Below are 25,210 nucleotides of genomic sequence, written 5' to 3' on the forward strand. Positions count from 1 at the left end.
CCTTGCTCCGCGGGCCGGGCGGGTCCCTGACCTACGTCGGGGCCTGCTGCTCGCGTACACACCATGAAACCCCCGGTTCCGGTCCGCTTCCGTATACTGGCTCTACGGCTTGACCTGTATGACGGCTCACCTCTCGATGGAGCGGACGATGAGGCGCAACATACAGGTCAATCCGTAGCTATCAAAACGATGCAGTTCGGGAGGGGTGCCGTGGTCCGGCACGGGCGGGATGCGGCCGCGGTAGCCGCGAAGGCGGTGAAGACCCGTCGTGAGACGCTGGCGGCGCTCACCGGCAGCGGCATGGTCGCGGACGCCTCCGCGGCCGCCGAAGAGCTGTCGGCATCAGGTCGCGCTCCCGCGGTGGTCCGTGTACGCCGCCCCTATCTCCGTCATTCCGTTCCCCTCGAGGTCGAGACGGAGCGCAACGGCCTGCCCCGCGAGAAGCGGCCCCCGGCCGGACGGCTGATCGCACCGCGCGGGGTCACCGGCCGACTGCACCTGCTGCTGCTGTTCGCCGCCGCGTGCCAGGCGGCCCCCGGGCGGCAGTGGCACTGCGACCTCCCCATCGAGCACGGCCGCGAGCAGCCGTTCTCTCTCGAACGGCTGGTCTGCGCCTTCGCCCGCCACCGGGGTGGCACCGGCTACGTCGCCAGCCCGAAGGCGAACAAGCTCCGGCAGATCACCGAGGCTCTCAAGACCCTCAACGACCAGCACCTGCTCGACCTGCCCCACCGCGGCGAGTACCAGCCGTTCCGCGACTTCAGCCTGCTGTGCGACAGCGGCCAGAGCACGGACAACGCCCCCATCACCTACCGGGTGCCCACGGCGAAGGAGCCGTGCATCGACATCCCGACCGAGTTCTTCAGCCACGGCTGGGTGCATCTGCTGACCCCCAGCGAGATCGCCGCCTACCTGATGTGGCTCGACGTCAACCAGAACCCCCAGCACGAGGAGCCCTACGTCACCGGAGCGGAGCGCGCCGGCGCCTACGGCCTGACCCGCGAGGCCTTCGAGACTCACCAGGCGCTCCAGGCCTTCGGACTCGTCGACGTCGTCCCCGACCTCATGCGGCACGACGACGGGAAGTACACCGATTACAACCCCGAGGGCCGCCCCCCACCGTGCCACCGCGTCACCGTCACCGCCGGCGGGCTCAGCCTGGAAGCCGCGCCCCGGATCACCGAGGTCCTCAACCGCTACGCCGCGACCGCCGACTGGGGCCGCCCGCTCGGCGCCCGCCCGATCTGAGCCGTCCTCCCTCCCTCCGCGGAATCTCCATGTCCGGCCCGGCCGGGAGTGACCACTGCAGTCAGCAGTGCGGCGGCCGGCCACAGCACGACACCGACGAGGGCGAGGGCGACTGCCGAGAAGCCGGCGTGATGGGCGGCAAGCAGCAGGATGGTCGTGTGCAGGGCGCCGGCGGTGGTGGCCAGGTCGGCGCTCCAGCCCGTACGCCGCCGAAGGGCACCCTCGATCAGCCGGCGCACGCCCGTGGCGCCTCCGACGAGCGTGGGCCCACCCATGAAGGCCAGCGCCAGGGCGGACTTCCAGTGGGAAGGGGCTGCGATGAGCGTCGCGAGGACTGCGCCGCCGGTCAGGATCAGCATGGTCAGCAGGCCGGCAGTCGTGATCCGCAATTCTTGTGCGGCATGTGGCCGGGGCGGGTCGAGGCAGTAGACGCCCGCGAGCAGCAGCCCGGCGGCGCTGCCGAGGGCGACCGACCAGGTGGTCGGGAGCGCTGTGGTCAGGGAGAGCTCACCGGCGATCGCGGCAGCGGTGACAGCCCCCGCGTGGAGGGCCGTGCGGCCCGCCCTCGGGCCGCTGCATTCCTGGGCCGCGGTGTCGGGGACGGCTACGACGGGGGTGGGCGTGGGCAGCTGCTGGGTCGGCACGGCTGTGGGTGCGTCAGCGATGGCGGCCAGGGCCGCGTGAAGCTGGGTGAGGCGGGTGCGGGTGTCGGCCGCGGTCGGCCTGCGGTCGGGGTCCTTGTCGAGGAGCTCCAGGACCAGCTCCTCGAGCTCGCGGGGGGCGCCGGGGCGCAGGGCGGACAGCGGGGTCGGCGCGGTGTTGAGGTGCTGGTTGAGGACCTGCCATCCCGTGCCGGTGAAGGGGACGCTGCCGGCGAGGAGCTCGTGGAGGAGGCAGCCGAGCGAGTACAGGTCACTGGGCGCGCCCAGGGTGGTGTCGCCGCGGGCCTGCTCGGGCGACATGTAGGCGGGGGTGCCGATGGCGACGCCGGTCACGGTCAGGGTGTGGTGGGTGGTGTCGGCCAGACGGGCGATGCCGAAGTCGCACAGCCTCGCGGTTCCGTCAGCGTCGTCGAGGAGGATGTTGGACGGCTTGAGGTCGCGGTGGACGATGCCGCGATGGTGGGCCGACTCCAGGGCCCGGCTGATCTGGATCGCCCAGGTCAAAGCCTGGGTGACGGGGAGCGGGCGGCCGGTGAGCGTGCTCAGCGGCGGCCCGCCGACGAGGTCCATGGCCAGGAAGAGGACCCGTCGGTCGTCGAGGTTGGCGGCGCCATGGTCGCGGACGGCGACGACGTTCGGGTGGGACAGGCGCGCGGCGACCTGCGCCTCGCGGCGGAAGGCCGCTTCCCGCACCGGGTCCCCCTCCCCCACCGGGATGATCTTGAGGGCGATGTCGTGGTGCTCGTGGAGGTCCTCGGCCCGCCACACGGTGCCCATACCCCCCCTGCCGATCGGCTCCTTCAGCCGGTACCGGCCGGCGACCGTCGTGCCCCGCATCAAGACCTCCAGCCCTGCGTGTCCGAGCCCTGGGCCGGCTGGCTCCAGGCGCGCCGCGGAGTAAGGGCGTGCCCGCAGTGCGCCGGAGCATACGAAAACGCCTTGCCGGGACTGCGTGAGGCGATGCCGACCCCGAGGCCCCCACCGACGTTCCATGGACGTCTTAGCAGGTCAGTGCCGTGTGGTGAGGCGGTTGGGCGGGCAGCACCGGTATCGCCGGACGGCGGCGGCTTCAGATGCTGTCATCGAGTTCCGGGGAGATGCTTCGGATATGGACGACAGATGTGGGTGGTGCGGTGCGGGACTGCCCGGCGGGCGGCGGCGCCGGTACTGCCCTCGTCCGCGTTCCTGCCGGCAAGAGGCGTACCGGGAGCGGCGGCGCGCGGCAGCTGCCCTCCGGGCACGGATCGCTCTGGTGCAGATCTCGCGCGAGATCCGGGCTCGGTGCGAGGCCCTGGAGCTGCTGGTGGCCGACGCGGTCGGCAACGAGCGGGCCGACGCGGGACTGCACAGCGCCGCGGCCGCAGACTTCCGTCACCTGACCAGCGAGCTGGTGCGGTGCGCGGTGATCGCGGATCGAGAGGTCGGCGCCACCTGGGAGCAGATCGGACGCCCGCACGGTCTGAGCGCGGATGCGGCCCGGGCCCGGTACGGCCGGGCCCGGCTCCTGTGGCCTCCGCCGATGTCGGAATGACGCCAGCCTGTGGGGAGAGGCCCGGGCAGCTGCGCCAGGAGGAGGCGAGGAGGTCGTTGGCACCCCGGGTACGTGGGAGTTCGGATACGGCGAAGGGCCCGGACGGATCCGGGCCCTTCGGTCAGTAGCGGGGACAGGATTTGAACCTGCGACCTCTGGGTTATGAGCCCAGCGAGCTACCGAGCTGCTCCACCCCGCGTCGGTGACGCCACTCTACACAGTGGCCGTCGCGGGGCGGCGCTCATTTTCCGGGGGTCAGCCGCGGCGGACGATGTTCTCGGCCTGGGGGCCCTTCTGGCCCTGGGTCACGTCGAAGGTGACCTGCTCGCCTTCGAGGAGCTCGCGGAAACCGTTGCCGGAGATGTTGGAGTAGTGGGCGAAGACGTCCGGTCCACCGCCGTCCTGCTGGATGAAGCCGAAGCCCTTCTCGGCGTTGAACCACTTCACGGTGCCGCTGGCCATGCGTCTGTCCTTCGAAATCGCCGGGTGGTTCCCGGTCGGTCTGTGGGTGGTGCCCTCCGTCATCGAAGGGCGTCCGGCGTCCGTTCTACCCCGTGGGCGGGACACCAATCCGGCTCCCGCGCGGGTGAGGCGTGCAAGTTGTGCCGCCCAGCGGGCCTCGGGCTCTTCGGTGCTGGGTCGCTGCCCGCGGGAGGCTGGCGCCTACTTGCCCTTCGCGGCTTCCTTGAGCTTGGTGCCGGCGGAGACCTTCACGCTGAAGCCGGCCGGGATCTCGAGCGGCTCGCCGGTCTGCGGGTTGCGGGCGGTGCGAGCGGCACGGTGGGTGCGCTCGAAGGTCAGGAAGCCGGGGATGGTGACCTTCTCGTCGCCCTTGGCGACGACGTCGCCGACGGTCTCGGCGAGGGCGGCCAGCACGGCGTCGGCGTCCTTGCGGGTCACCTCGGCGCGCTCGGCGAGGGCTGCGATCAGCTCACTGCGATTCATGGGCGGTGCTCCGTGATGCTCGGGGTGCCGTGCCCGCTGGGCGGACACGGCTCTTCTGCCGCCATCCTGTCACCGGGGTCTGACAACGCTTCGCCCCGGTGCCGCGGCGGGTCGCTCACGGCCCGGGCCTGGCGTCAGCCGGGGACGTGCTGGAGCGCCGCGGCGGCCGCGCGGGCGATACCGGGATCAGCGAGGATCGCGGCGGTCACCTCCTGGGCGCTCGGCCCGGCTTGGGCGGGAAGGCCGGGACACGTCCGCTTGGCGAGGTCCTCGAGGAAGGCGACGCACTCGGCGAACTCGGTGGGCTCGCCACGTCCCCGGGCGGCGAGCTCCGCGGACAGTACGGTGACGGCGTCCCGCATGCGGGTCAGAACCGTCCGCATCTGCGCGGGCTGCCTAACGTCGGCCAGTTCGGGGTGTTTCCTGGTGGGGGTGTACGCGCTGCCCAGGTGCTGGGCGGCGGCTTGGACGAGGCTGAGCGCTTCGTACAGCTGTTCGTCGGGATCGGCGAGGCTGAGGAGCGGGCTGTAGGGGGCGCCCGTCTCGTCGCGGGCCATCTGTCCGTTGATGCCGAGCGTGCGCATCCCGTGCACGGTGGCGAGCGCGGTGGTGGCGTGGGCGAGGATGCGGCTTGTCTCTCCGATCTCGCCGGTCATCCGGCGCACCGTGCTCTTGATGTCCTTGTTGGCGGGCTGTTCCTGTTCGGCCGTCAGGGCCTTGTGCTCGGCTCCGAGGTGGGTGAAGGCCGCTACCAGGTGTGCGGCGGCGGTGCGTACGCCGTCGCCGGTGCCGGGGTGCTGGTCGGTCATCAGTGGCTTTCCGGTCTGTCGGCGAGGAGCACGCGAAGTGCGTCACTGCCGACAACCGGCCGTCGGCCGGATTGGATACGGGTGCCCAGCCGGGGATCGGTGAGCAAGTCTCCCCCGGGCCGCCCGTGTCAGGTGCCGGCTGAAGCGGTGTCCTCGGTCGACGGCTGTGGTGGGTGGGGGGTCAGTCCGGCTTCGGTGACGGCTTGGAGATGCTCGGGGGGCAGGGTGTCCCAGCGTTTGCGGAGGTTCTTGAGCCACTGGCCGACCTTGAACTCCTCGCCGTCGACGGTGACGGTGTCGCGCTGGCGGATGTGGAGGTGGCCTTCACGGGCGCGGAAGGCGGCGACGGCCGCCAGGCCGTGGTCGAGCTGCCGCTGTTGGCGGGCGGCGCGGCCGGTGGGCTGCGGCGGTTCGTCTTCGGCGGGTTCGATCAGGGTGATGCCCAGTTCGCGCACGAGCCGGAGCTGGTCGGGGTGGAGGGTGCTGTAGTCGGCGCTTTGGGCGCGGACCCACTCGCCGAGGGGTCCGTCGTCGTCGGTGATGAAGTCGGCGGGGAGGTCGTCGAGGGTGATGCTGGCGTCGGCGTAGGTGCGGGCGGTGTAGTAGAGGCGCTGCCAGGTGATCGACCACGGCGGGTTCCAGTACGGGTCGATCTCGGTGAGCGCGGTGTCGGTGGGGTCGGGTTCGAGTCCGTTGTCCGCGCGGGTGCGGGCTGCGGCCCGGCGGTTGGTGAGCCAGCGGCCGAGGGCGAAGTCGCCGGCCATCTCGCCGGTGGGGGCGGCGAGATGGCCGTGGCGGGCGGCCCAGTTGCGGGCGTGGAGCAGTCCGCGTTCAGCGGCCTGGGTCTGGAGGTTCCAGATGATGCCGAGGTGTTCGAGGGCCTTGATCTGGGCGGGCTTGAGGGTGCCGGCCGTGTACGCCTTTCGGGCCCGGTTGATCCAGCGGCCCAGTGCGAAGCCGTTCTCGTCGTCGTAGAGCCGGGGGACGTCGAGGTGCCCGTGGTGCTGCTGGTAGGCGGTGGCGGCTTCCAGGCCGCGGCGGAAGGACGCCTCGCGGGGGTGCAGGACGCGCAGCCGGAACGCCTGGGCGATGGTGTCGGCGGGGAAGGGCCGGTCGAAGACGACGTCCACGGGCACGCCGGTCTCCTCGTCCTCGTCTTGCGGGACCGGGTGGGCGGGCTGCTGGGGGACGGCGAGACGGTCGGCGATGCGGTCATCGTGTGCACGCAGAGCCTGGAGGACCCGCCAGAGCGGCCGGTACAGGTTCGAGCCCATGAGGTCGTCGGCGTCTTCGCCGGGGGCGACGTACACGGGGACGATGAGGGTGGCCTTCTTGCCCTGGCCGGGCTTTTGCCGCAGCGCCCGGCCGACGGCCTGCACCGTGTCGACGATGCTCTCTTTGGGGTCGGCGAAGACGACGGTGTCGATGCTGGGGATGTTGACGCCCTCGCCGAGAAGGCGAGCGTTCGCGATCACGGTGCGGTGGGCAGGCTCGAGGAACTCGCCGGGGCGGCCGTCGAAGCGGTCGAGGAGTTCGCGGCGGTAGGCGGGGTCCATGGTGCTGTCGAGGCCGGCCGCCCACAGTTCGCCCGGGTCGGGGCAGCTGGTTCCGGTCTCGTCGAGTGCGTGGAGGAGGGCGGCGGTCTCGGGGAGGGTGCTGGCGAAGGCGTGGGCGTCGGCGACGCGGTGGTGGAAGGAGACGACGCGGCGCAGGTCGAGCTCGGCCATGGCTCGCAGGACGGCGATCTGGAGCGCGGCCTGGCGCAGTTCGGCTTCGGTGGCCTTGTCGGAGATGCCAAGCCGGGTGCGGATGGTGGCCTCGTGGACTTCCATGACGACGACGCGGTAGTCGGCCAGGAGGTCTATGTCGATGGCCTCGGCGAGCGGGAGGCGGAAGCAGGTGTCGCCGTAGAGGGCGGGGTTGTCCATGGATGCGACGAGCGAGTCGTCCTCGTCGTCATCGGGCTCGCCGGCCGACCAGATCCTGGGGGTGGCGGTGAGGTAGAGCCGCTTGTGTGCGGGGATCAGTTCGTCGTCGTGGACGGCGGCCCAGCGTTTTCCCAGGTCACCGCTGGTGCGGTGGGCTTCGTCGATGGCGATCAGCGACCAGGTGGGGAGGGCGAAGCGGTGGTGGGCGTCTTGGACGCGGTGCAGGGAGTGGTAGGTGGCGAACACCGTCAGGCCGGGGTTCTGGCGGACGGTGGAGGCGAGGACGGCCGGGTCGGTGGTGAACGCGACCGGCTCGCCCGCGGTGTTGGGGCGCTTGGAGCACAGGGCCAGGACCGGGCCGTTCATGCCGGCGGTGCGCCAGTTGTCGATGGTCTGGGCGAGGAGTTCCAGGGTGGGCAGGAGCACCAGCCGGGTGCCCTGGGGGGCGACGCGGGCGGCGGTGCGCGCGGCGACGTACGTCTTGCCGGTGCCGCAGGCCATCACGACGGAGGTCCGGGCGGTGTGGCGCAGCGCGGTGTGCGCGGCGTGGACGGCCTTGGACTGGTGCGGGCGCAGCCTGATCCGAGGCGGCGGGGTGGTGATGGTCGCGGTCACGGGGTGGCCGGTCCTCTCAGCCGGGGGCGGTCGGCGGTCAGGTGATGCTGAAGCGGATGTGGTCGATGCCGGTCAGCTCGACCTGCTGTAGGGAGGTGGCACGGGTGCCGCCGTCGGTGAAGTAGTCGTCGCGCAGTCCGTCGGCGACGATCTGGGCGAGGTCTTCCTCGGAGGCGCCGGCTGTCTTGGCCTCGAAGAGGGCGGCGGCGGTGGCTGCGTCCAGGCGGCGGGTGAGGCGGCGGTAGCGGGGGTCGTTGGTGGTGCCCTTGGGGGACGTGAACCCGAACTTGGCGCGTACGTCGACCTTGATGCCGCCGGTGGTGATGGCGGCCTGGAGCTTCTTCGCCTTCACGATCGGCTGCCAGAGCTTCTTGACCTCGGCTTCGACGAGGGCGGCGGTCTCGGGCTTCGTGGACTTGATCTTGTCGTCGCGGTAGCGCTCGACGGTGCGCTGGGACTTGCCGATCTTCTCGGCGACCGCGCGGGCGGCCTCAGCACGGCTGACGCCCTTCTCCTGCTTGAGCAGGAAACGGATCCGGGCGCCGAGGGTCTTGGGGATCGGCTGGGAGTAGGCGGTCTCGGCGGCCTCGTCCAGGCGGTCTTCGATCAGTCCCACGGTCAGTCAGCTTCCTTGGTCTCAGGCCACGCGGACGAGCGAGGCGTCCTTGATCTCGTTGGCGATGTTGACTCCGTCGGCGAGCAGGTCCAGGGCCCAGCCGATGGTCTGGGAGCCCTGGTGCTTGACGGAGCCGGGGTTGACACCGAGGCGGAACCCGCCGCGGATCGGCTGGCCGTCGGGGCCGAGGAGGAGGGGCAGCGGCGACAGGCCGTCGGTGGCGTAGACGACGCAGTCGTTGTTGACCGCGAGGGGGTAACGGCCCGCCGTGGTGGCGAGGTTGTGCATCTTGCGGTGCATGTTGGTCCGCGCCTTCGACAGGATCATGGCACGGATGTCGGGCCGCCACGTCAGGCGCTTCAGGGCCGGCCACGGGTCGCCGAAGACGTGGTCGACGCCCATGTTGGGGCGCTGGCGCAGCTTGCCGATGCCCGACTTGGCGGTGGCCTTGATCGCGTTGGCCAGGGTCACCAGCAGCGGGTCGCCGTCCTTGTAGACGGCCATGGCCGCGAGGAAGGCTTCGTCGTCGAGGTCCTGGGTGACGCCGAGTTCGGCCATCACGGTCAGGTAGGCGTCGCGCAGCGTGTCGTACCAGGGCTGGAGGTAGGGGCTGTGGGTCTCACGGACCCATGCCTCCATGGGGCGGACGTCGGCGCCGAGTTCGACGGCGTAGGCGACGGTGGGGGTGGCGTACCAGCCGGGGCCGTCGGGGCGTTCGCCGCTGGAGGTGAAGGGGCTGGGCAGGCGCGGGTCGGTCTCGACGTGGGAGAGGTCGAGGTACCAGGAGCCGGGCAGGTCGGGGTCGAAGGCGGGGTTGCGGGGGTAGTGGATGGCGGGTCCGGTGCCGACGTGCAGCCGGCGGCAGGCCGCGAGGAAGGCGACCTGCACGTCCAGGGCGGCGACGTGGGTGCACGCCCGCTCGGCGTCGGTGATCAGGTCGGCGGGACGGACCCAGATGCACGCCTCCTCGTCGAGGGCCTCGCTGGCGGGCCGCCGGGAGCCTTCCTCCGGGTAGTCGGCGGCGACGACGGGATGCTCGTCGGGGGCCTCGCACGGGGCGGGGTCGACGAGGGTGTGGAGTGTGTGGGGCACCTTCGCCGAGACGTACTTGCCCTCGTCTTGGCTCCACTCGGCCTTGGTGGGCGGGCGCAGCGAGGTCATGAGCTCCTCGCCGGTGACGGCGACGGTGCCGCGGGGGGTGATGACCAGGCGGGCGTAGGTGCCAAGCATCCTGGCGAGGTCGCCCGCGGGTAGCTCGCCGGCCGGGCCCCAGACGCGGCTCTCCAGGGCGCCCCACGGGGTGAGGAAGAGCTGGATGCAGTGGCGCTTGCCGTCGAGACGCTTGAAGATCCGCGGCCACGGGCCGAACCCCGCCTTGGTGAGTTCCCATCCGGCCTTGGTGAGGCTCTTGAGGGCCTTGTGGTCGGCCGGCAGGCGGAAGTCTTCCTGGTCCGCAAGGTTGGTGGGCAGGCCGAAGTGGGCGACGGCGCCCTCCGTGAGGATGATCAGCGGGTCCTGGTCGAAGCCGTTGTCGTGGACCTTGGCCGCGCCCAGGCGGATCTTCCGCTTGTCCAGCGCCCACGCGGCCAGGGCCTGGAGGGTCTTGGCCGGGCACGGAACGGTGCGGCCGTCAGCGAGGTGCGCGGTGAGGGCGCCGTCGGTGATGCCGAGGACGGCCAAAGGGCCGTCGGCGTACTCCGGCGGCACCGGCTTCACGGCCGGCTTCTTCGCCGTGCGCTTCGTACGGCGGGAGGCCGGAGCGGTGCCCGGGCGGCGCGTCGCGGCCAGCGGACGGCCGGCGGGTGCGGCGGCAGCGGGGAGGGCCGGTGCCGGGGTGGCCACCGGTGCGGCGACCGCCGGCGCCGCGGGGGCGGGAGGGGCAACGGCGGACGTGGGCGCCGTCGTCTCGGTCCGCGGGGCGGAGGCGGCCTCGGCCTGCGTGGTGGGCCGGGTGCCGCAGCGGGGCATGCCCATGGCGGCCATGGCCTGGAGGTACACGTGGCGGGGCTGGCCGTCCACGACGCTGGACGTCGGGTGCCCGCAGCGGACGCACAGCCGGGTGACGCCCTCCGGCAGGTCGATCCAGGAGCCGGGCGCGTCGAACTCGGGTACCGCCGTATCCGCGCGCGCCGGGGCGGACTCGGTGTCCGGCCAGGAGAGCTCGGGAGGGTCCTCGATGTCGAACTCGAACTCGAGAGGAGTCGCCTCCGCGGCGAGCGCATCCGGCGCTGACCCGGGTTCGCCTTCGGGCTCGGGTTCCAAGGTGGCGGAGCCACCCTCTGCACCAACGCGAGCGAGCTCGGCGGCGAAGTAGGCGAGGATCCTGGCGTACCGCTGCCCCTTCTCGCCGCGCGGCGTGCGGGGCGGGTCCGATTCCCAGGTCCACACCGTCTCGCGGCGGACGTCGTTGGCCTGGCCCATCTGCGTCACGGTCCAGCCGAACGCCTCCCGGAGCCTGACCCGTTCCGCCGGTTCCGGCAGTGGCGGCACCGGACCGTCGAACGAGATCCGGTCGAGTACAGCCGTCACCGGGTCACTGGCCCCCATCTCCACCTCCACCCTCAGAGTTCAAATCTAACGCGAATCTAACGCACCCGAGCCAGCGGATGCAAGCGCCTTGTTGAGATTCCAGTATGTATTGTGGTTGTTGCCTGATGGGATTTCAAGATGTATTGTCATTAAGCGTTGGCCGGGGCCGCCCGGAGGAGGAGAAACGAGAAGGCGGCCTTGTCCGCAACGACACGGCACGCGCCGGGACTTGCCCGTCTCCTGGCCCGCCGGGATCCGCCTCCCGCGACCGACATGACACCTGAGGAGTACGACAGCCATGCCCTATCTGTCCCCCGAACCAGGGGAGCCCGCCGCGCCAGGCTCGCGGATCGTCGTGGAGGCAGGCGACATCCTGATGCGCCGCAGCCTCACCGATCACGCCCCCGCGGCCCAGGTGCACGTGATCGAGGCCGCCAAGGCCCTGGAAGACTTCCGCCTCGGCCACGGCACGGCACTGGAGCGCGCCGAGGTCCTCCTCGACCGGGCGATCGCGACGTTCCAGGAGCGCACCGGCGAGCACGACGAAGCGGCCTGGCAGGCCGCCGCGGTCTACATGGTCGAGCTGTGGGCGACGCGCTACAGCGCGGCCCGCCCGACCGCCTTCGACCCGGCCCCGCCGCCGCCGTCCCGGCTCACCCCAGCGCATCCGCTGCGGCTGGAGACGGTCAGCCGCGAGGCCCACGACCTCCTGCTCGGCGCAGGCCGGTCTCTTGAGCGGAGGTCGCGCGGCCTGGACTCGATGGACGTGGTCCGCGCGCAGCACGGCATGCACGAAGCCGCCCGGTTGCTCCATGACCAGCTCGACGGGCTGTCCATGCCGTTGTGGGTGGTCATCTGCCGGTTCTGCGCCGAGATCCAGGCGGAGAACCTCCGCATCCTCAAGGCTCCCGTCCCCGGGACCACGGCCTGAGTCCCCCGATCCTCCGCTTGCCCCCGGGCGGCCGCCCGGCACCAATCCTTCGCCCCTGTTGAGGAGTTCCTCATGAGTACCAGCCCCTCCCCCGTCTCCTCCGCCGTCGGACCAGTCCGGGTCGGGCAGCTGTGGCAGGACATGGCCCCCGACATGGTCGACCGCGAGCGGATGCTGCGCGTGCTCGCTCTGACGGACACTCACGCCGAGTGTGTGGTCGAGCGCGACAGGCAGGGCACGGCCGGCCGCAAGGCCCGTCCGCTGGCCATCCGCCGCTTCGCAACGAGCGCGTTCAAGCTGATCGAGGACGTCGTCGACGACGCCGACCAGGCCCTCTACGCACGCTTCCTTGCGGCGATGACGGACGTGCAGGGTGCCAACCCGTCGCCCGTGGCGTACGCGGCTGCGGCGCTGCGCGTGCACCAAGAGCTCACCGCCGAGGCGGCGAAGGCCCAAGGCTGACCGGCCGCGCGAAGCGCGCTTGCCTAGTTGCGGCCCGGCCTGCCTCCGAGAAGGCGGGCCGGGCCGACGGCTCGCGGCTTCGAGGTCACTCGAATGAACACGGATAGGAAGTTGTGAAGAAGTGGTGAGGTCTACTCAGGCCATGCTCTGGGCCCCCGACGCTCCGCCCGACGGCGGGATGTTCTGTGCCGGTGAGATCGTGGAGGTGGAGGGCCGGCCGGGCGAGTGGGAGCTGATGAAGCCCGGGCCGGGTGTGTGGACTGTGGAGTCCGCGCGGCTCGAGGGCCGCGTCAGCGCGAAGGTCTCGGTGAGCTCGCTCCAGCGTCTGGCGGATGCCCCTCACATCCGTCGGGGCGACCTGGTCATGCAGCGCTATCCCGAGCAGGAGCGTGCCGCAGTGGTCGGTGCCGTCGTCCGGCTCGGGCAGTGGGTGGCGGTGAAGTCGTACACGCTCCCTGACGGCGGTGTCTGCCAGGCGCTGGACTCGGTCGACCGGCTGGAGGTGGTCACGGCGGAACAGCTCGCCGCGGCCATCCGTCTGGATGTCGTCCACGGCACGCACGTGGGCCGGATCGTGCAGGCGGTCGTGACCGCGCGCGCCGGACAGTTCCGGGTGGTGTGCCGGTGCGCGCCGGGTGCCGGCGAAATCTGCCGCAACGGACGCAAGGTCACCTGGTGCCCCAGCCTGGACAGCGCCCACCAGCTGTGGGACTGGCACGTCTCCGGGCATGTCCCCGTCGACGGCGTCGCGTAGCCCTAGGCCCCCAGGCCATGTGGTGCCGTGGCCTCCGGCCGCCCGGCGGCCCGGCACTGGCGCGTGGCGCAGCCCACAACGCCTTTCCCGTGGCGTACTTGAGCCGAAGACACACGTCTTGGTGAACCGGTTCTCAAGACAGCAACCGAACTGCTGCCCGATCGGTAGAGGTGTACGTGAGCAGCACATGCGTTCGTGCTGCTGGTCTTCGATCCTGGGAGTAAGCCGTGACCACCACCGACTCTTCTTCGTCGTCCGCCCTACGCTGCGGCGGCTGCCTGTGCGGGGCCGTCCGCTTCGAGGTGCCCGATGCTCCTGACGCGCCCCACCTGTGCAGTTGCCGGCATTGCCAGAAGCTGAGCGGCGGGCCGGTGATGTCGTGGGTCTGTTTCCCTCTGGCGGGTCTGGTGTGGATCGGCCGGGAGCCGGTCTGGTTCTACACGTACCCACAGAAGACGCGGCGCGGTCGCTGCCCCAACTGCGGGAGCCAGTTGTGCGCCCTGGACGACGATGCCACGAGCATCGCGTTCAACTTCAGCGCCCTGGACGACTCCTCGGACCTCGTCCCGGCGTTCCAGAGCTACGCCCACGACGCGGTGTCGTGGCTCAGGCCGGTCACCGACACCCGACCGACGGCCGCCGCGGGCAGCTGACCGCCGACCGGCGGCTGCCCGGGTTCAAGCCGGCCCGTTGGCCGGACAACCCAACGCCTCGACCTCGCTGGGGCGAGAATGGCGGCCATGTCACTCTCCCTGGCCCGCTGCGTGGAAGCGGTTGCCCGCCTGCTGGATAGCTGTGGCCCGTTGGAGCCGGTCCGGCTGTGCATGAGCGACCGGGACGTGCAGGCGGAGGTGTGCGCGAGCGGGCCGGCCGCCTCGGCGAGCATGGCGCGCCTGTCAGCGGCGACGGGCGGCGAGGTAGCCGGCCGGGCGGTCGACCAGGACGACGGTGTGATCACGGCGGACCTGGAAGACGAAGTGGTCCTGGTCGCCGCCGTGGACACGCCGGTGCGCGAGACCACGCCCAGACTCCGCGCAACGTCGACGTCGGCAGCGGCTACCCTGCTGCGTACGCTGGCCCCGTGGACGGCCGCACTGGACCAAGAGCTGCTGTCGGGGGCCCAGTTGTGGGTGGACGACGACGGCCAGGTCTTCACCGTCCGGCTGCTGGCGACAGCCGCACGCGGTGACGACGCGGAGAGTGTCGCCGCTGCCGCCGGCGCAGGGCTGGAGCAGGTCCGGACATGGCGCACCGACAGCGGTCTGGACGGGCGGGGAAGCCTCCCGTGCGGCCGGACCGTGCACATCGGCATCGTCCGTCTCTCCTGACCATCGCCGACACGCTCGCCGGATCGCGCGCTCCTCGGCGTTAGGCCAGATCAACGTGCTCCTGGTGCATCTTCGCAACCCGCACGGCGTCGAAGTGGCTGATGCCTCGGAAGTACTCCTTCTTGACCGCCACGCCGACTCTCAGGATCTCCGTCACGGCCGTCAGATTATCCTTGACGCCTGTCTCCCATCCCTCAGCCGTGGCACACGGGCGCGAGATCCACGCCTGGAACAGAAGCGCCTGAGTCACCTGCGCATCGCTTTCATGGCGTGAGATGCGATCCACGACCTCGCGGGTGTTGGCAGGCGTGTTCTCCGCCCTGCCGACCTTGATGTAGGACAGCTTCTCGATCATGGACCGGAACTCCAGGACGTAGAGCCGGTCGCCGACGGCATCGAGCGACCCTCCTGCTTCTTCCAGGTCCTCCCACGCCCTGTGCCGTACGGCGGCGCAGATCTCCTTGGGGGGCGTACGCCCCGTGTCGAAGTAGTCGAGCAGTCGCACCCTGGCCCCGGGAAGCAGATGCCGATTCTTGAAGTTCTTGGTCCTGCGCGACCTGGGCAGGGCCTCTCCCTCCCACAAGGGCGCGTCAGTGAGGTGAATGAAGTCGTCGCCGAAGTACTGCTCTTCCTGGAAGTCCTCTTCACGCATGCCTCTGATGGTGGCCCAGGAGGGGGACCGCGTTCTCCGGAATGGCTGAGGCTGAGCCGATGGCTGGCGTGTTGGCGGCGCCGGCGCTCCCGAAGGGCCGGCGCGCGCGAGATGAAGGTCAGTGTGTCCATGCGCTTTTGCTCGGACTCCGAGCCGTTGGGTCCCGCCTACGGCAGCGCGTTGGCCCCGTGGCGCTGCGTCTCCTGAAGGGTTGGGCTGCGCGGGCCCACACCATCCCGATTTGTTGCCTATTCGTGTTTCAGTGTGTAGTGTTATTCGTGTTGAGGGTGACGTTCCCCTCCACCCCGCCCCCCTCTCGGAGCCGCACTGCCGCTCCCCCACGCCCCCTTACGGAGATCTCCCATGTCCGAAGCCGAAGCGGTCCGATCCGTCATAGCCCGTCTCCTCGCCCATGCCGACGAGCCCGAGACCCAGCGCATCCACGAACTCGCCCGCCAGGCCGGCTACATATGGCGCTGCGGCAACCCGGCCTGCCCCGCCTATAACTACCGGGGGCAGCGCTACTGCGAGGGCTGCGGATGGGGCAGCAAGGGCAAGCCGGTCGGCGACCTCCACCCGTGCATGTACACCGAGCGCCGGTGGGCCGCGCTGCGCCGCGCGCTGCTCCGGCACTACGGCCCCGACGCCCCGATGCCCGACGCCGTGGTCTTCGACTACTGGGGCGGCCCCGGCTGGCGCGGCGCCGAGGTCACCGAGATGTACGGCGGCAGGACCCAAGAGGTCACCGACGGGTTCCGTGACCGGGACCGCTTCGCGGACATCGCCGCCGCCCTCGACTCCCTCACCAACTGGTCCAAGCCGGGCTACGGCGAACACATCCGCGTCGTCCTGGCCTCCTGAACCTCACCGTCCCCAGGGCCCGGTGAGCCACCGCCGGGTCCCGGCCAGCCACGAAGGCCAGCCACGCCATGTCCACTCTGCTGATCGGCCGCTGGTCCACGGACAACGCCACCCTCAGCATCACCGCGTCCCACCAGGTCGACGACGAGGACCAGGACGCCGTCGACGCCCTCACCCGGCCCGCGTTCGCCAACGGCGCGAACTGGGCGTGCACGTTCCCCGTCGACACCCACCGCCACGCCGTGCAACGCGCGAACGAGGAGTTCGCCCGCGACGACGGCGCCTGGCTCGACGACACCGTCGAACACGTCGAGCCGGTCACCCCCTGACCTCACCCACAGCTGCGCCCGGCCACGCGCCGGGCGCCTGCTCGCCCGTGTCCCACACTCCTACCCGAAGGGCTCTCCCATGCTCGGCAACACCGAATTCGAGTGGGTCTCCGCCGACGCCACACCGGTCCTGCTCTACCCCGGCTTCAGCTCCGACGACGCACTCGTCGAGCCCGGCGAGATCGTCGCCGCCGTCTACGACAGCAGCGACGGCATCGCCCTCTACGGCAACCGCGACAAGGTGCTCGGCCTCCTCCTCCAACTCGCCGAAGCCGTCCGCAACGCCCCGCCCGTCCCCACCACGGAGGCGTGCATCGCAGCCACGACCGACCCCACCGCCTGGAATCCGGGCCCCCTCACCTCCCCACTGGCTCCGACGAGCAAGGGCTGGACCCTGTGCGGCGCCGAGTCCCACCAGCCCATCGCGGCCGATCCCCGCCTGGCGACCTGTTCCGACTGCGTCGACGCCTTCAACGAGCGCGGGCCGCAAACCCCCCTCCGCCTCGTCCACTTCCTCCCCGCCAAGCCCTGACACCACCCCACGCCGCCCTCCGGTGCCGGGCCCGCAGGGCACGGCACCCCGATCCCCAAGGCCCCTCATGAACCCCACCGACGCAGCCGGCCCCCTCTTCGAAGCCCTCCTCGCCGAAGCCCAGCAGTGGGCGTGCGACGACACCGAGGACCAGGACCAGCTCGACGCGATTGACCACGCCGACACCCCGCGCGACAAGCTCGCTCTGCTGCAGAACTCCAGCCTCATCCCTTCCCACCTTGCCTCGGCCATCGCCGAGGCTCTCGTCGCACTCGACCCCGCCACCTACTCCCCCGACTCCGCGCCGACAACCTCCGGAACCTCCATGGCCGACCCCGAACTCCACCGCATCCGCGACGCGTCGATCACCGTGGTCGACGCCTCCCCCGAGGACAACACCCCCAGCGACGTCTACGAGATCCAGGTCCACGGCGTCAGCGTCCTCATCCGCCGCCGAGCCCATTGGGGCCCCGCCACCGACGTCCCCTACGTCCACATCGAGGACCAGAACGAAGAGCCCGGACTGCTGCTCGTTGAGGTGAACAACGCCGGCGAGCACGAACACCCCCGCCCCTCGTCCGACGGAGCAGCGACATGAACCCCAACCACGCCTACGCCACCGCCCGCCAGCTGATCGACCCCGACGCCAACTACACCGTCCACACCCGCACCGACAACGGCTGGACACAGCCCACCGACCCCAACCACCGGGAACTCCCCGGCCTGGACGTCCTCCTGGCCGCCCGCAGGGTTTTGCGCGCCCGGCCCGCCGGCCACGTCCAGAGCACCGGCCCCAACACCCTGGACATCCGCACCGGCAACGGCCAGCTCTGGCTGCGCTTCACTACAGGATCGTCGAGTGCGGGCCAGGCCCCCGGCGATCCAGCCCCGGGCGACTGCTTCGGCTGACCAGAGGTTGTCCGTCTGGCCCACCTCTCCAAGCCCACTCGGGCCGTGTAGGCACCTGGGCCCGCCGCGTGCGGCGGAGCCGTTCAGCGCGCCGAGGAGTTCTGGCTGTAGACCTTTAGGGGCCCTACTGCCATCGGCCACAGCCCGGTCGCCGCCAGACGTGGTGTTAATGCCGTGTGGCTCCCCCCGGTGTCCACTGCCTGCGCCACACGGCCACTGCCTCCTCGGGCTCTCCACCTTCTTGAATTCTCCATTGGGATGTCTACAAGCAGTGGCCTCGAACAGCCTCATTACGACGGGCTTTTAACATCGACCGGAGACGGTTGGTCGTCGGAAATTGTCTCAAGCAGCTTGTTTGGGACGGATTTGCAACATCAGGTCCCTTTGGACTCCACGATACTGGTACGCCGACACTGCACCTAGTCACTGATGTACCAAAAGAGTGCGCACTCGCCTCGGCTCTGATTCAGTGAAAAATTCGTTCCAGTCGGCATGGACTTGCAACCCGTCCTGTGCACTTACCACTGGCCATTTACTTGCCCCTACCAACACATATGTTGGTACTGCTCCTACACTTTACACTCGCCGTCTATGGCCGACACATACTCTTTGCGCCTCCATAGTTTGCGCACTGACTGCTAGGACTGAGCTAATTTACTCATCTCCGTAGGCATGCTTGTAGGCATGCCAGTAGGTACGTAGGGATCTCTATAGGTATCTCTGTAGGGATGTTCGTACCTCTGTAGGTTTCGATCGATGGAGCCAGGTCGGTCGTCTCTCCACCTCACACGCACCTCTATCGACACACACTGCACCTACACCGGCAGTTGCTCACCATCACCCCGCGCACCTGCGACGACGTCGCCGCCTGCGCGTCGATCCGAGCGTTCCATGCTGCGAACGCACCCTGCTCGGACGTTCCGCACCTTGGCACGTCTGACCCCGCTACTCTGCCTGTACGCGCACCATGTCCCTTCGCGCTATCTAGATGCATGGCCTCTTGTCGCCGCCTGCACACCCCCCTGCCTTGGCGGCAGCCCCTCAAGCTCCGCGGCCTCGGTACTGGCGTGGACTCGGTGCACCGCAAGACTCGCGACACGCCCCGCGCTACGCCACAACACCAACACTCGTCGCATCTTCCTGTTATGGTCGCCCGTGTCGCGTCGTGACACGGACTGCAGACATCCAGTGCACGAAGCACGCCCCCAATGTCCGTAATAACCAGCAGAGCGCACTCGTGATGCAGCAAATGACAAGTACTGCCACTCAGATACACCTCAAGCGCGTGACACGACGCGACAGTCAACTCGCCGTCTCCCGCAGCCACCCTCTCTCCCAACTCCGGAGGCCCTCGCGATGACCACAGCCCTTCCGAGCGACGTCGACGTCGCCGACGAGGCATCGCTCCCGGCGCCGGTGGTGCTTGCCATCGCCACTCAGAAGGGCGGCGTGGGCAAGACCACCACCACCGTGAACTTGGGCGCACGCCTCTCCATGGCCGGCTACAACGTCCTAATTGTTGATCTTGAGCCACAGGCGCAAGCTGGAACCGCGCTCGGCATCACGCTCGGCGGCCATGAGGATGAGGCTGCGAACGAAGCGGAGCTCCAGCGGTCTCTCGGCTACATCCTGCAGATGGCTCTCCAGAAGTTCCCGCGTCCGCATCTCAAGCAGGCGATGTTCGACCGCACCGACGAGGTACTGGGGGACTTCGAAGGACACGGTCAGCTCTGCGTCCTTGCCTCGGAAGAGGCATCCATGTCAGCGGCGCAGAACGCCTTCGTGACGAAGCCCTACAAGGAGATCGTCACCCTTCGGCACCTCTTGCTCCAGGAGGCACGGGGCTTCCACTTCGTCCTCATCGACACCCCGCCAGCCGTATCCCACCTCAACGCAGTGGCGCTGGCGGCCGCTGACTTCGTGGTAACCGTCTGCATCCCGGAGTACCAGTCCATCAAGGGTGCCCTGGTTCTGAGCGCAGCCACGCACGCGATCGCGACGAACACTCAGGGAGTCTGCGAGCCGCAGCTTCTCGGCGCTCTACTCAATCGCTCCAACCCCGAGTCTGCGTGGACGGCTCAAGACGTGGACATCCGGAACGCGATGATTGGTGACGGCATCAACGCTGAGCCAGGGCGGGGCCTCTTTCCGTTCGTTACGGATGTGCGACGCGACGTCCGCATCTCGGAGTCCTACATCCACGGCCGGCCCGCCGTAACGCGGTTCCCGAATCACTCGTGTGGCAAGCAGTACACGGGCGTCGTGGAGGAGATCCTGGACCGCATCCAACTGCCGCGCCAGAAGTGGACCATCGCCGATCCGGTCCTTGTCGAGGAGAACGTCGATGCCTGAGGAAGAGCCCTCCGGAGCGGAGCGCAAGCAACCCAAGAAGAGGACGGCGAAGAAGGTCGCGGGTCTCAGGCCTCGTCCAGACTTGCTCAGCAATCCCGCCCTGTCGGGGGCGGCAAGCGTGGCGGCCCGATCAGTCCTGGGTCAGGGTGCCGGAGTTCAGCCACTTAAGGCTGTCCAAGTTCCGGCTTCGGCCTCACAAGACGCCATTGCCGTGCCTGCCCCGAGCACACCTCCTGACTCGCAGGGCGCGGCTAAGGCGGTTGCGCCGGACACTACGCAGACGCGGGCCGAAGACCAGGCGTTGAGCGAGGGAGCGGAACCCGGCTCCGTCACGCCTCTGTCGGTCTCCGCCACGGATGTGCAACCCAGTGAACCGGCACGAACGGATCTCGGTGATCATTCATCTCCAGACGCTGCTAGCTCTGGAGCAACGCGCCGAACGACCCCGCATCCCTACCAAGACCTACCCGACGACGGGGAGGCCGCTGACCAGCACCTCGTTGCTCATGACGACGAGCAGCCGGTACTGGGGGAGGAGGCGACCACAGCCGAGACGACTGAGGCTGAGCCAAGAGCGGGGGGAGCACCTTCACCAGGGTCCCGGCGAAAGCGCTCTGTCTCCACCCGCCAGGGCTCCAAGGTGGGGCCCGCACACACGGCACTGCTCAACTCATGGCGTAGCAGCAGGGTGGACCTCAAGCTCCGTCGGGACGCCTGGCAGACGCATCCGTTCCGCTTCGCGGCGGACTTGGTGACACAGCTAAGCAAACGGGTGGCGCAAGACTGTTCGTCGTCCGGTAAGTCGCTGACGGCTGCGCAGTATGTCGACGCTGCAATGAGCCAGTATCTGCCGACGACCATAGAGGAGCAGTTGGCGCTCGCCGAGGAGTTCCTCCTCTCTCGCGAGACGGACGTGGGCACGGGGAAGCAAGCCAGCCATCGGGTCAGCCCTGAGGTCTATGCCGTCGCAGCGCCCCTAGCCAATGATCTCCGGGAAGCAGGGCACGCGCGCATCGCCGTCCACGTCTACTCAGGGGCCCTTGACAGCTTCCTCCGCGATCTCGAAGCAGAAGGGCCGCTCGGGAAGTAGGGCACAGGAAGCCCCTCGGATTCGCGGAGGCGCCGACCACATCGCTGTGGTCGGCGCCTCCGCACTTCTGCCTGCCCTTCCATGAGCCGGGACACTCGGCGTGCCGTTGAGAATGCGCCTTCGTAGCTACATCAGTAGTTCTGTAGGGATGCCTGTAGCGATGTCTGTAGCGATGTCTGTAGGGATCTAGGCGCGCTCCTATGTTCGTATCGTTCAGCCCTCTTGAGTGCCTCGACTATGACGCGACGCGACACGCAAACAGCTCGGTATAACAGAACAATTCGGACGAACACCCAGGCGGGGGCGAAGAATCGAGGGAATCTCGTGTCGCGTCGTGACACGAGAACGGGCCGCAATGCGCTACGGTGATCCACAGCCTGAAGGACACACACTGGAGACGCCTTGTCCGCCTACGTGCAGCCGGCCGTTCTCGCGAGCACGGCCAACGTCAACCGCTCCTGGGTTACCAAGGCCGCCCAGCTCGGTCTCGTGAACGCAAGTGCGCTCGACGGGGAAGACGTCATTGTCGTACGCGTGTTCGCCTTTGTGGATCAGCTCGTCTGGCCGGGCAAGAAGCGCTCTCGAAGCGAGGCTCGGGCGATGGAGCCCTGGGTGTCCCTTGCGGTCAACGCGGCGCGAGATGCAGCACGTGACCCAGCCACCAAGATGGACTCAATCCTGTGGATTACCCCTGAGGGCGTTGAGGTAACCAACGATTTCGGTGCCCACACGGGATTTGTCCTCGCGCACCAGCGGTCGAACTTCGTCGCAGTCCCAATCGGCGAATGGATCGCTGAACTTCCACCGAACCTCGAAACTATCTTTCACTGGCCGCGCAAGATCTTGGACACCACGATCACTGTCCAAGACACGGAGATCGCTCTCCTGGGCTTCAGCACCATTCCCCAACAGGTCACGGTGTTTGCGACGTCAAGCACCGCACTCAACGACGCCACGTACCAGAAGGTGCGGCAGCATGTGTCATCGCAGCACCGTGGCTCAGCGATCCGAATCATCGAGCACCAAACAAAGGGTGCACAGTCTCGTTGGTCCGAGCTCTATGGCCTTCCGGACGGCGGGCTCATTCGTCGTCCGGTGGACGACATAAGCCTTCGCAACGAGTACGGACCCCAGCTCAAGCACTTTGGCCGGCGTCCTGATCGGGAAACAAAGTGACTCGCCGGGCACTCCGCCGAGAGGCCAGCAGCCGGAGTCGACCGCGAAGCATTGGCTTCCGGCACGCTCCACTGAGAAACGCCCTGCGGGGGCTCATGTAGCAGGACGGCCCGGGATCTGCGGTCCCGGGCCACTGCTGTTGTCAAGGAGGTGAGGCACAACCGACATCCCTAGCTGAATCACGTCGCATGCCCGGCTGTTCTGCTACGGCCTAGCGCGCCGGGTGGCGATGACGGACGTCCTTGTACCTCCTCGACTGGAGCAGATCATAGCTACCCGTACGAGGGTCGGCTCAGTCATGCCTGAAGCAGGCGAAAGCCTACCCAAGAAGTCGAAAATTCCAGGGCGAGCGCCCTCGCATGGCGTCTCGTCAAGCTCTCCATACCTGGCCGACCGACCGACTCTGGCCCTTCAGCTGGGGCGCGGCATGGGGTTCCGGCTGTTGACGGCCGTCCGCGCTCTGCTTGCCGATCCCAGGCTCGTCGGCCGCAAGGATGTTGTGCGTCTCGGCACCCTCGTGCTGATGGCGAAGGCCAGCCATGGCAGCTGCCGGGTTGAGATCACGGCCAGGGAGCTGGGTCGTTGGCTCGGGGTGTCGGAGTCGACCGTCGACCACGAAGTACTCAACGTTCTCCGTGACGTTGATGCCGTGGCTGCGCGTGTGCTGCGGGGCGGCGACGGTCTGCCGACCGGTGTCGAGTATCGGGTGGAAGCTCTGTGGGAGGCCCGGAACGACGTCGGCGCACCTTTGGCGTTGTCGAAGGCCGAGTTGGCGACGCTGCTGCGGTTTATGGAGGAGTTGTTCGCTCCGGGGTGGGGTGAGCAGTGCGCCACGCCCCCGGGCCTGCTGGTGAAGAAGGGACGGCGGGGGAGGGGCGCGGCGTCGGATCGGCTGGCGCTGGTTCTGCTCGCCTTGCATGCACGGCCGGACGGGCGGGTGCCGTTGGTTGGTGGGCCGTTGGCGAAGACGGTGGCTCGTCATGGCCGGGCGGCGGTGACGCTGGCGCGGATGTTGGGGTGCCGTGTGCCGGTGGCGGCGACGGTGCTGGGCCGGCTTGTGGCAGCGGAAGCGGTGACGGTCGCGCCGGGTCGACTCGTGGTGCCAGCGGTGGCGGCCGCGCATGGGTCCGCGGCCGCGGTCCCGGACGATGCCGAGCTCGAGAGTTCTGCGTCTGCTGATCTGGCGTCTGCCGGTGATGCGGCGGGCTGTGTTCGGTGTGCCCGGCGTGAAGAGTCCGACGTGCTTGTGGTGGAGGGGGATGGGTGGCGGCAGCTGTCCTGGGATGACCTTGGAGGCGCCGAGGAGGGTTCCGGAACTGCACCCAGGGATCTCGACGACGCTGGTAGCAATCTTTTCGCAGGTCAGGCCGTCTTTGAGACGTTGGAGGCGAGTTGCGCTGCTGCAGACCCTCACGCCAACCACGCTGTTGTGGCTGATGTATGTGGTGAGGGTACTGGAGGTTTCGGGTTTTCCGGCGAAGCCGCGTCGGGGTACTGCCCTCAGCCGGTACGCGCGTGCGAGGGCGGGAACTCCCCGGCGCTGGAGGATGGTCTCCACGGTGACGTGGCGGCCGTCGACGCCGGGGCTGGCCCGCTTCGCGGGGACAAGCCTGATCTGCTGCTGGCGGAGGGGGAGTCGGGTTCGTCGGCCGCGGTGTCGACGCTTGAGGCGTGGCAGGATGCGTCGGGGGGGTCGCCGCCGGTGTGGGCTCAGGTGCCCAGAGGGCTGGAGCGTGTGCTGGAGCCGGTGGCCATGGTGTGGGGCCGGTTGGACCGGTTGACGACCAGGCGTTACGTCACGAAGGTGGTCCGGGCGCGGCTCAGCGAAGTCTTGGGGGCGTGCGGTCCAGGGGTGGATGCCGAGCGGGTTCTCCGGGAGCGGCTCAAGCGCCGGTTGATCGAGCAGGGCACGGTGCCGGTCACCGACCCGGTGGGGTGGCTGGTCGGCCGTGCTCTGCCGCGCCGGGCGTTGTGCCCTGACAGTCGGTGCGACGACGGACGACGGATGGACACCCGGGCCGACTGCTCCGCCTGCCAGATGCTGGTCCTGGACGGACGGGCGCTGCGCTCCCGGGCCTTCGCCCAGGCGGCAACGGCTCTGGCCGGCGGCCGGGTTGACCGGCTGGTGTTCGAGGCGGAGCTGAACGCGTGCTGGCAGCGGGAGGCCGCCGCCGCGGCGGTGCGCCGCGAGGATGCCCTCCGCCAGCGGCAGGCCCGTGAGCGGGTGTGGGCCGAGCAGCGGGCCCAGCAGGCGGCCCAGGAGGCCGCCCGGCGGGCGCTGGCTTGCACGGTGTGCGGGACGCCGGAGACAGCCGGTCTGTGCGGCCGGTGCCGCGACGAGCGCCGCGTCGAGGAACTGGTGGCCGAGGCCGTCGACGTGGCGGTGGCCACCTGGGGCATGAACGGCGAGGCGCACCGGCTGGATGCCGTTCACCGGACCGAGCGGGACATGCGCGGCGCGATCGACCAGGCGGTGAGGGAGCTGCTCGCGGCGGGCGGTGGCGTGTTCGCCGAGTCGGTGGCGCTCGCGGCGCGGTTGGCCGCGGAACTCCAACTGGGCGCCTTGCAACGCCGGGCTGTGAACTGGTTCGCTCACCAGCCGTCGGCCCAGGCCGAGTACGAGAAGGTCTTCGCCACCGAGATGCGGCGCAGCCACCTCCACGACAACCTTGAGGAGGCCCGCGAGGCGGCTGAAGAGACCGCCCAGATGGCCCGGTTCAACACGGCACACGCGCTCCTGAACGACCAGCTGCGTACGTTGCGGGCCGCCCGGCCCACGTCCGAAGCGGATGCCGAACCCGACTGGTATGCGCAGGCGGCCGCTCAGGTCCGTGGCCTGATCCGCCCGGCGCCGACGGAGCGTGCCGTGTCCGTACGACGGCCCCCGGCTTTGCCGGGCTCGCTGGCACGTAGCAGCGAGGCGGGGGTGGGGGCATGAACCGTCCCGTACG

At 69.3% G+C, this 25,210-nt stretch carries 24 protein-coding genes and 1 tRNA gene; 16 read left to right on the top strand and 9 right to left on the bottom strand.

What is annotated here, in order from left to right; genetic code table 11:
• Window positions 1–255 precede the first annotated feature (255 nt).
• Window positions 256–1,248, top strand: a complete 993-nt coding sequence (locus tag AB0C59_RS16535; RefSeq protein WP_363005012.1) for a hypothetical protein — start codon at window positions 256–258, stop codon at window positions 1,246–1,248.
• Here AB0C59_RS16535 and AB0C59_RS16540 read toward each other — a convergent pair.
• Window positions 1,197–2,747, bottom strand: a complete 1,551-nt coding sequence (locus AB0C59_RS16540; protein ID WP_363005014.1) for a serine/threonine-protein kinase — start codon at window positions 2,745–2,747, stop codon at window positions 1,197–1,199. The genes AB0C59_RS16535 and AB0C59_RS16540 overlap by 52 nt on opposite strands.
• 415 nt (window positions 2,748–3,162) lie before the next feature.
• Here AB0C59_RS16540 and AB0C59_RS16545 point away from each other — a divergent pair, with 415 nt between their 5' ends.
• Complete coding sequence (locus AB0C59_RS16545; protein WP_363005016.1) at window positions 3,163–3,441, top strand: hypothetical protein; 279 nt, start codon at window positions 3,163–3,165, stop codon at window positions 3,439–3,441.
• A gap of 125 nt (window positions 3,442–3,566) precedes the next feature.
• Here the strand turns inward: AB0C59_RS16545 and AB0C59_RS16550 are convergent.
• The 7 genes from AB0C59_RS16550 to AB0C59_RS16580 all read right to left on the bottom strand — a co-directional run bounded on the left by AB0C59_RS16550 (window position 3,567) and on the right by AB0C59_RS16580 (window position 10,901).
• A tRNA-Met gene (locus tag AB0C59_RS16550) sits at window positions 3,567–3,640 on the bottom strand.
• Between the two features lie 56 nt (window positions 3,641–3,696).
• Entirely contained in the window at window positions 3,697–3,903 is a 207-nt protein-coding gene (locus tag AB0C59_RS16555) for a cold-shock protein (protein WP_030578348.1), read from the bottom strand.
• 201 nt (window positions 3,904–4,104) lie between these two features.
• Window positions 4,105–4,386, bottom strand: coding sequence for an HU family DNA-binding protein (locus AB0C59_RS16560; protein WP_363005019.1), 282 nt, complete (start codon window positions 4,384–4,386; stop codon window positions 4,105–4,107).
• Window positions 4,387–4,520: 134 nt separating this feature from the next.
• Complete coding sequence (locus AB0C59_RS16565) at window positions 4,521–5,195, bottom strand: hypothetical protein (protein ID WP_363005021.1); 675 nt, start codon at window positions 5,193–5,195, stop codon at window positions 4,521–4,523.
• 128 nt (window positions 5,196–5,323) lie between these two features.
• The gene (locus AB0C59_RS16570; protein ID WP_363005023.1) at window positions 5,324–7,738 is read right to left on the bottom strand and encodes a Helicase associated domain protein; all 2,415 of its coding nucleotides are present in this window, start codon (window positions 7,736–7,738) and stop codon (window positions 5,324–5,326) included.
• A gap of 37 nt (window positions 7,739–7,775) precedes the next feature.
• Entirely contained in the window at window positions 7,776–8,354 is a 579-nt protein-coding gene (locus AB0C59_RS16575) for a hypothetical protein (protein WP_030578356.1), read from the bottom strand.
• Window positions 8,355–8,375: 21 nt separating this feature from the next.
• A complete protein-coding gene (locus tag AB0C59_RS16580) occupies window positions 8,376–10,901 on the bottom strand; it encodes an XRE family transcriptional regulator (protein ID WP_363005025.1) in 2,526 nt (841 codons plus the stop codon).
• A 280-nt stretch (window positions 10,902–11,181) separates the two neighbouring features.
• Here AB0C59_RS16580 and AB0C59_RS16585 point away from each other — a divergent pair, with 280 nt between their 5' ends.
• From AB0C59_RS16585 to AB0C59_RS16605, 5 genes are all read left to right on the top strand, one after another.
• Window positions 11,182–11,814 (top strand): hypothetical protein, encoded by a 633-nt coding sequence (locus tag AB0C59_RS16585; protein WP_363005027.1) that lies wholly within the window; start codon window positions 11,182–11,184, stop codon window positions 11,812–11,814.
• 72 nt (window positions 11,815–11,886) lie between these two features.
• Window positions 11,887–12,276 (top strand): DUF6354 family protein, encoded by a 390-nt coding sequence (locus AB0C59_RS16590; RefSeq protein ID WP_363005029.1) that lies wholly within the window; start codon window positions 11,887–11,889, stop codon window positions 12,274–12,276.
• A gap of 142 nt (window positions 12,277–12,418) precedes the next feature.
• Window positions 12,419–13,030: a hypothetical protein gene (locus AB0C59_RS16595; RefSeq protein WP_363005031.1), complete on the top strand. Its 612-nt coding sequence runs from the start codon at window positions 12,419–12,421 to the stop codon at window positions 13,028–13,030.
• 227 nt (window positions 13,031–13,257) lie between these two features.
• Window positions 13,258–13,683 carry a GFA family protein gene (locus AB0C59_RS16600; protein WP_363005033.1) on the top strand — a complete coding sequence of 142 codons (426 nt, stop codon included), beginning with the start codon at window positions 13,258–13,260 and terminating at the stop codon, window positions 13,681–13,683.
• 87 nt (window positions 13,684–13,770) lie between these two features.
• On the top strand, window positions 13,771–14,358 hold the full coding sequence (locus AB0C59_RS16605; RefSeq protein WP_363005035.1) for a hypothetical protein: 588 nt from the start codon (window positions 13,771–13,773) through the stop codon (window positions 14,356–14,358).
• Between the two features lie 40 nt (window positions 14,359–14,398).
• On the opposite strand, the gene AB0C59_RS16610 is transcribed toward AB0C59_RS16605, so the two are convergent.
• Window positions 14,399–15,010, bottom strand: a complete 612-nt coding sequence (locus tag AB0C59_RS16610; protein WP_363005037.1) for a hypothetical protein — start codon at window positions 15,008–15,010, stop codon at window positions 14,399–14,401.
• 363 nt (window positions 15,011–15,373) lie between these two features.
• Here AB0C59_RS16610 and AB0C59_RS16615 point away from each other — a divergent pair, with 363 nt between their 5' ends.
• The 9 genes from AB0C59_RS16615 (at window position 15,374) to AB0C59_RS16655 (ending at window position 25,197) form a co-directional block, all read left to right on the top strand.
• The gene (locus tag AB0C59_RS16615) at window positions 15,374–15,871 is read left to right on the top strand and encodes a hypothetical protein (RefSeq protein ID WP_363005039.1); all 498 of its coding nucleotides are present in this window, start codon (window positions 15,374–15,376) and stop codon (window positions 15,869–15,871) included.
• 68 nt (window positions 15,872–15,939) lie between these two features.
• Entirely contained in the window at window positions 15,940–16,200 is a 261-nt protein-coding gene (locus AB0C59_RS16620; protein WP_363005041.1) for a hypothetical protein, read from the top strand.
• Window positions 16,201–16,279: 79 nt separating this feature from the next.
• Entirely contained in the window at window positions 16,280–16,732 is a 453-nt protein-coding gene (locus AB0C59_RS16625; RefSeq protein ID WP_363005043.1) for a hypothetical protein, read from the top strand.
• A gap of 67 nt (window positions 16,733–16,799) precedes the next feature.
• Complete coding sequence (locus tag AB0C59_RS16630) at window positions 16,800–17,330, top strand: hypothetical protein (protein ID WP_363005045.1); 531 nt, start codon at window positions 16,800–16,802, stop codon at window positions 17,328–17,330.
• Window positions 17,327–17,641: a hypothetical protein gene (locus tag AB0C59_RS16635; RefSeq protein WP_363005047.1), complete on the top strand. Its 315-nt coding sequence runs from the start codon at window positions 17,327–17,329 to the stop codon at window positions 17,639–17,641. The genes AB0C59_RS16630 and AB0C59_RS16635 overlap by 4 nt, the downstream gene beginning before the upstream one ends.
• A 1,356-nt stretch (window positions 17,642–18,997) precedes the next feature.
• Window positions 18,998–19,993 (top strand): ParA family protein, encoded by a 996-nt coding sequence (locus AB0C59_RS16640; RefSeq protein WP_079139512.1) that lies wholly within the window; start codon window positions 18,998–19,000, stop codon window positions 19,991–19,993.
• A 688-nt stretch (window positions 19,994–20,681) separates the two neighbouring features.
• The gene (locus tag AB0C59_RS16645; RefSeq protein ID WP_030578395.1) at window positions 20,682–21,083 is read left to right on the top strand and encodes a hypothetical protein; all 402 of its coding nucleotides are present in this window, start codon (window positions 20,682–20,684) and stop codon (window positions 21,081–21,083) included.
• Window positions 21,084–21,485: 402 nt separating this feature from the next.
• Entirely contained in the window at window positions 21,486–22,259 is a 774-nt protein-coding gene (locus AB0C59_RS16650) for a hypothetical protein (protein ID WP_363005050.1), read from the top strand.
• Between the two features lie 427 nt (window positions 22,260–22,686).
• A complete protein-coding gene (locus AB0C59_RS16655; RefSeq protein WP_363005052.1) occupies window positions 22,687–25,197 on the top strand; it encodes a hypothetical protein in 2,511 nt (836 codons plus the stop codon).
• The last annotated feature ends 13 nt before the right edge of the window (window positions 25,198–25,210 follow it).

The sequence above is a fragment of the Streptomyces sp. NPDC048664 genome, assembly GCF_040650555.1.
GTDB lineage: Bacteria > Actinomycetota > Actinomycetes > Streptomycetales > Streptomycetaceae > Streptomyces.

Bases quoted from the DNA above. Each gene is read 5' to 3' on its own strand.
- AB0C59_RS16590 (WP_363005029.1), top strand. From the start codon at position 11,887: ATGAGTACCAGCCCCTCCCCCGTCTCCTCCGCCGTCGGACCAGTCCGG.
- AB0C59_RS16635 (WP_363005047.1), top strand. From the start codon at position 17,327: ATGAACCCCAACCACGCCTACGCCACCGCCCGCCAGCTGATCGACCCC.
- AB0C59_RS16595 (WP_363005031.1), top strand. From the start codon at position 12,419: ATGCTCTGGGCCCCCGACGCTCCGCCCGACGGCGGGATGTTCTGTGCC.
- AB0C59_RS16560 (WP_363005019.1), bottom strand. From the start codon at position 4,386: ATGAATCGCAGTGAGCTGATCGCAGCCCTCGCCGAGCGCGCCGAGGTG.
- AB0C59_RS16630 (WP_363005045.1), top strand. From the start codon at position 16,800: ATGAACCCCACCGACGCAGCCGGCCCCCTCTTCGAAGCCCTCCTCGCC.
- AB0C59_RS16615 (WP_363005039.1), top strand. From the start codon at position 15,374: ATGTCCGAAGCCGAAGCGGTCCGATCCGTCATAGCCCGTCTCCTCGCC.
- AB0C59_RS16565 (WP_363005021.1), bottom strand. From the start codon at position 5,195: ATGACCGACCAGCACCCCGGCACCGGCGACGGCGTACGCACCGCCGCC.
- AB0C59_RS16655 (WP_363005052.1), top strand. From the start codon at position 22,687: ATGGGGTTCCGGCTGTTGACGGCCGTCCGCGCTCTGCTTGCCGATCCC.
- AB0C59_RS16555 (WP_030578348.1), bottom strand. From the start codon at position 3,903: ATGGCCAGCGGCACCGTGAAGTGGTTCAACGCCGAGAAGGGCTTCGGC.
- AB0C59_RS16640 (WP_079139512.1), top strand. From the start codon at position 18,998: ATGACCACAGCCCTTCCGAGCGACGTCGACGTCGCCGACGAGGCATCG.
- AB0C59_RS16605 (WP_363005035.1), top strand. From the start codon at position 13,771: ATGTCACTCTCCCTGGCCCGCTGCGTGGAAGCGGTTGCCCGCCTGCTG.
- AB0C59_RS16540 (WP_363005014.1), bottom strand. From the start codon at position 2,747: ATGCGGGGCACGACGGTCGCCGGCCGGTACCGGCTGAAGGAGCCGATC.
- AB0C59_RS16620 (WP_363005041.1), top strand. From the start codon at position 15,940: ATGTCCACTCTGCTGATCGGCCGCTGGTCCACGGACAACGCCACCCTC.
- AB0C59_RS16585 (WP_363005027.1), top strand. From the start codon at position 11,182: ATGCCCTATCTGTCCCCCGAACCAGGGGAGCCCGCCGCGCCAGGCTCG.
- AB0C59_RS16610 (WP_363005037.1), bottom strand. From the start codon at position 15,010: ATGCGTGAAGAGGACTTCCAGGAAGAGCAGTACTTCGGCGACGACTTC.
- AB0C59_RS16580 (WP_363005025.1), bottom strand. From the start codon at position 10,901: ATGGGGGCCAGTGACCCGGTGACGGCTGTACTCGACCGGATCTCGTTC.
- AB0C59_RS16625 (WP_363005043.1), top strand. From the start codon at position 16,280: ATGCTCGGCAACACCGAATTCGAGTGGGTCTCCGCCGACGCCACACCG.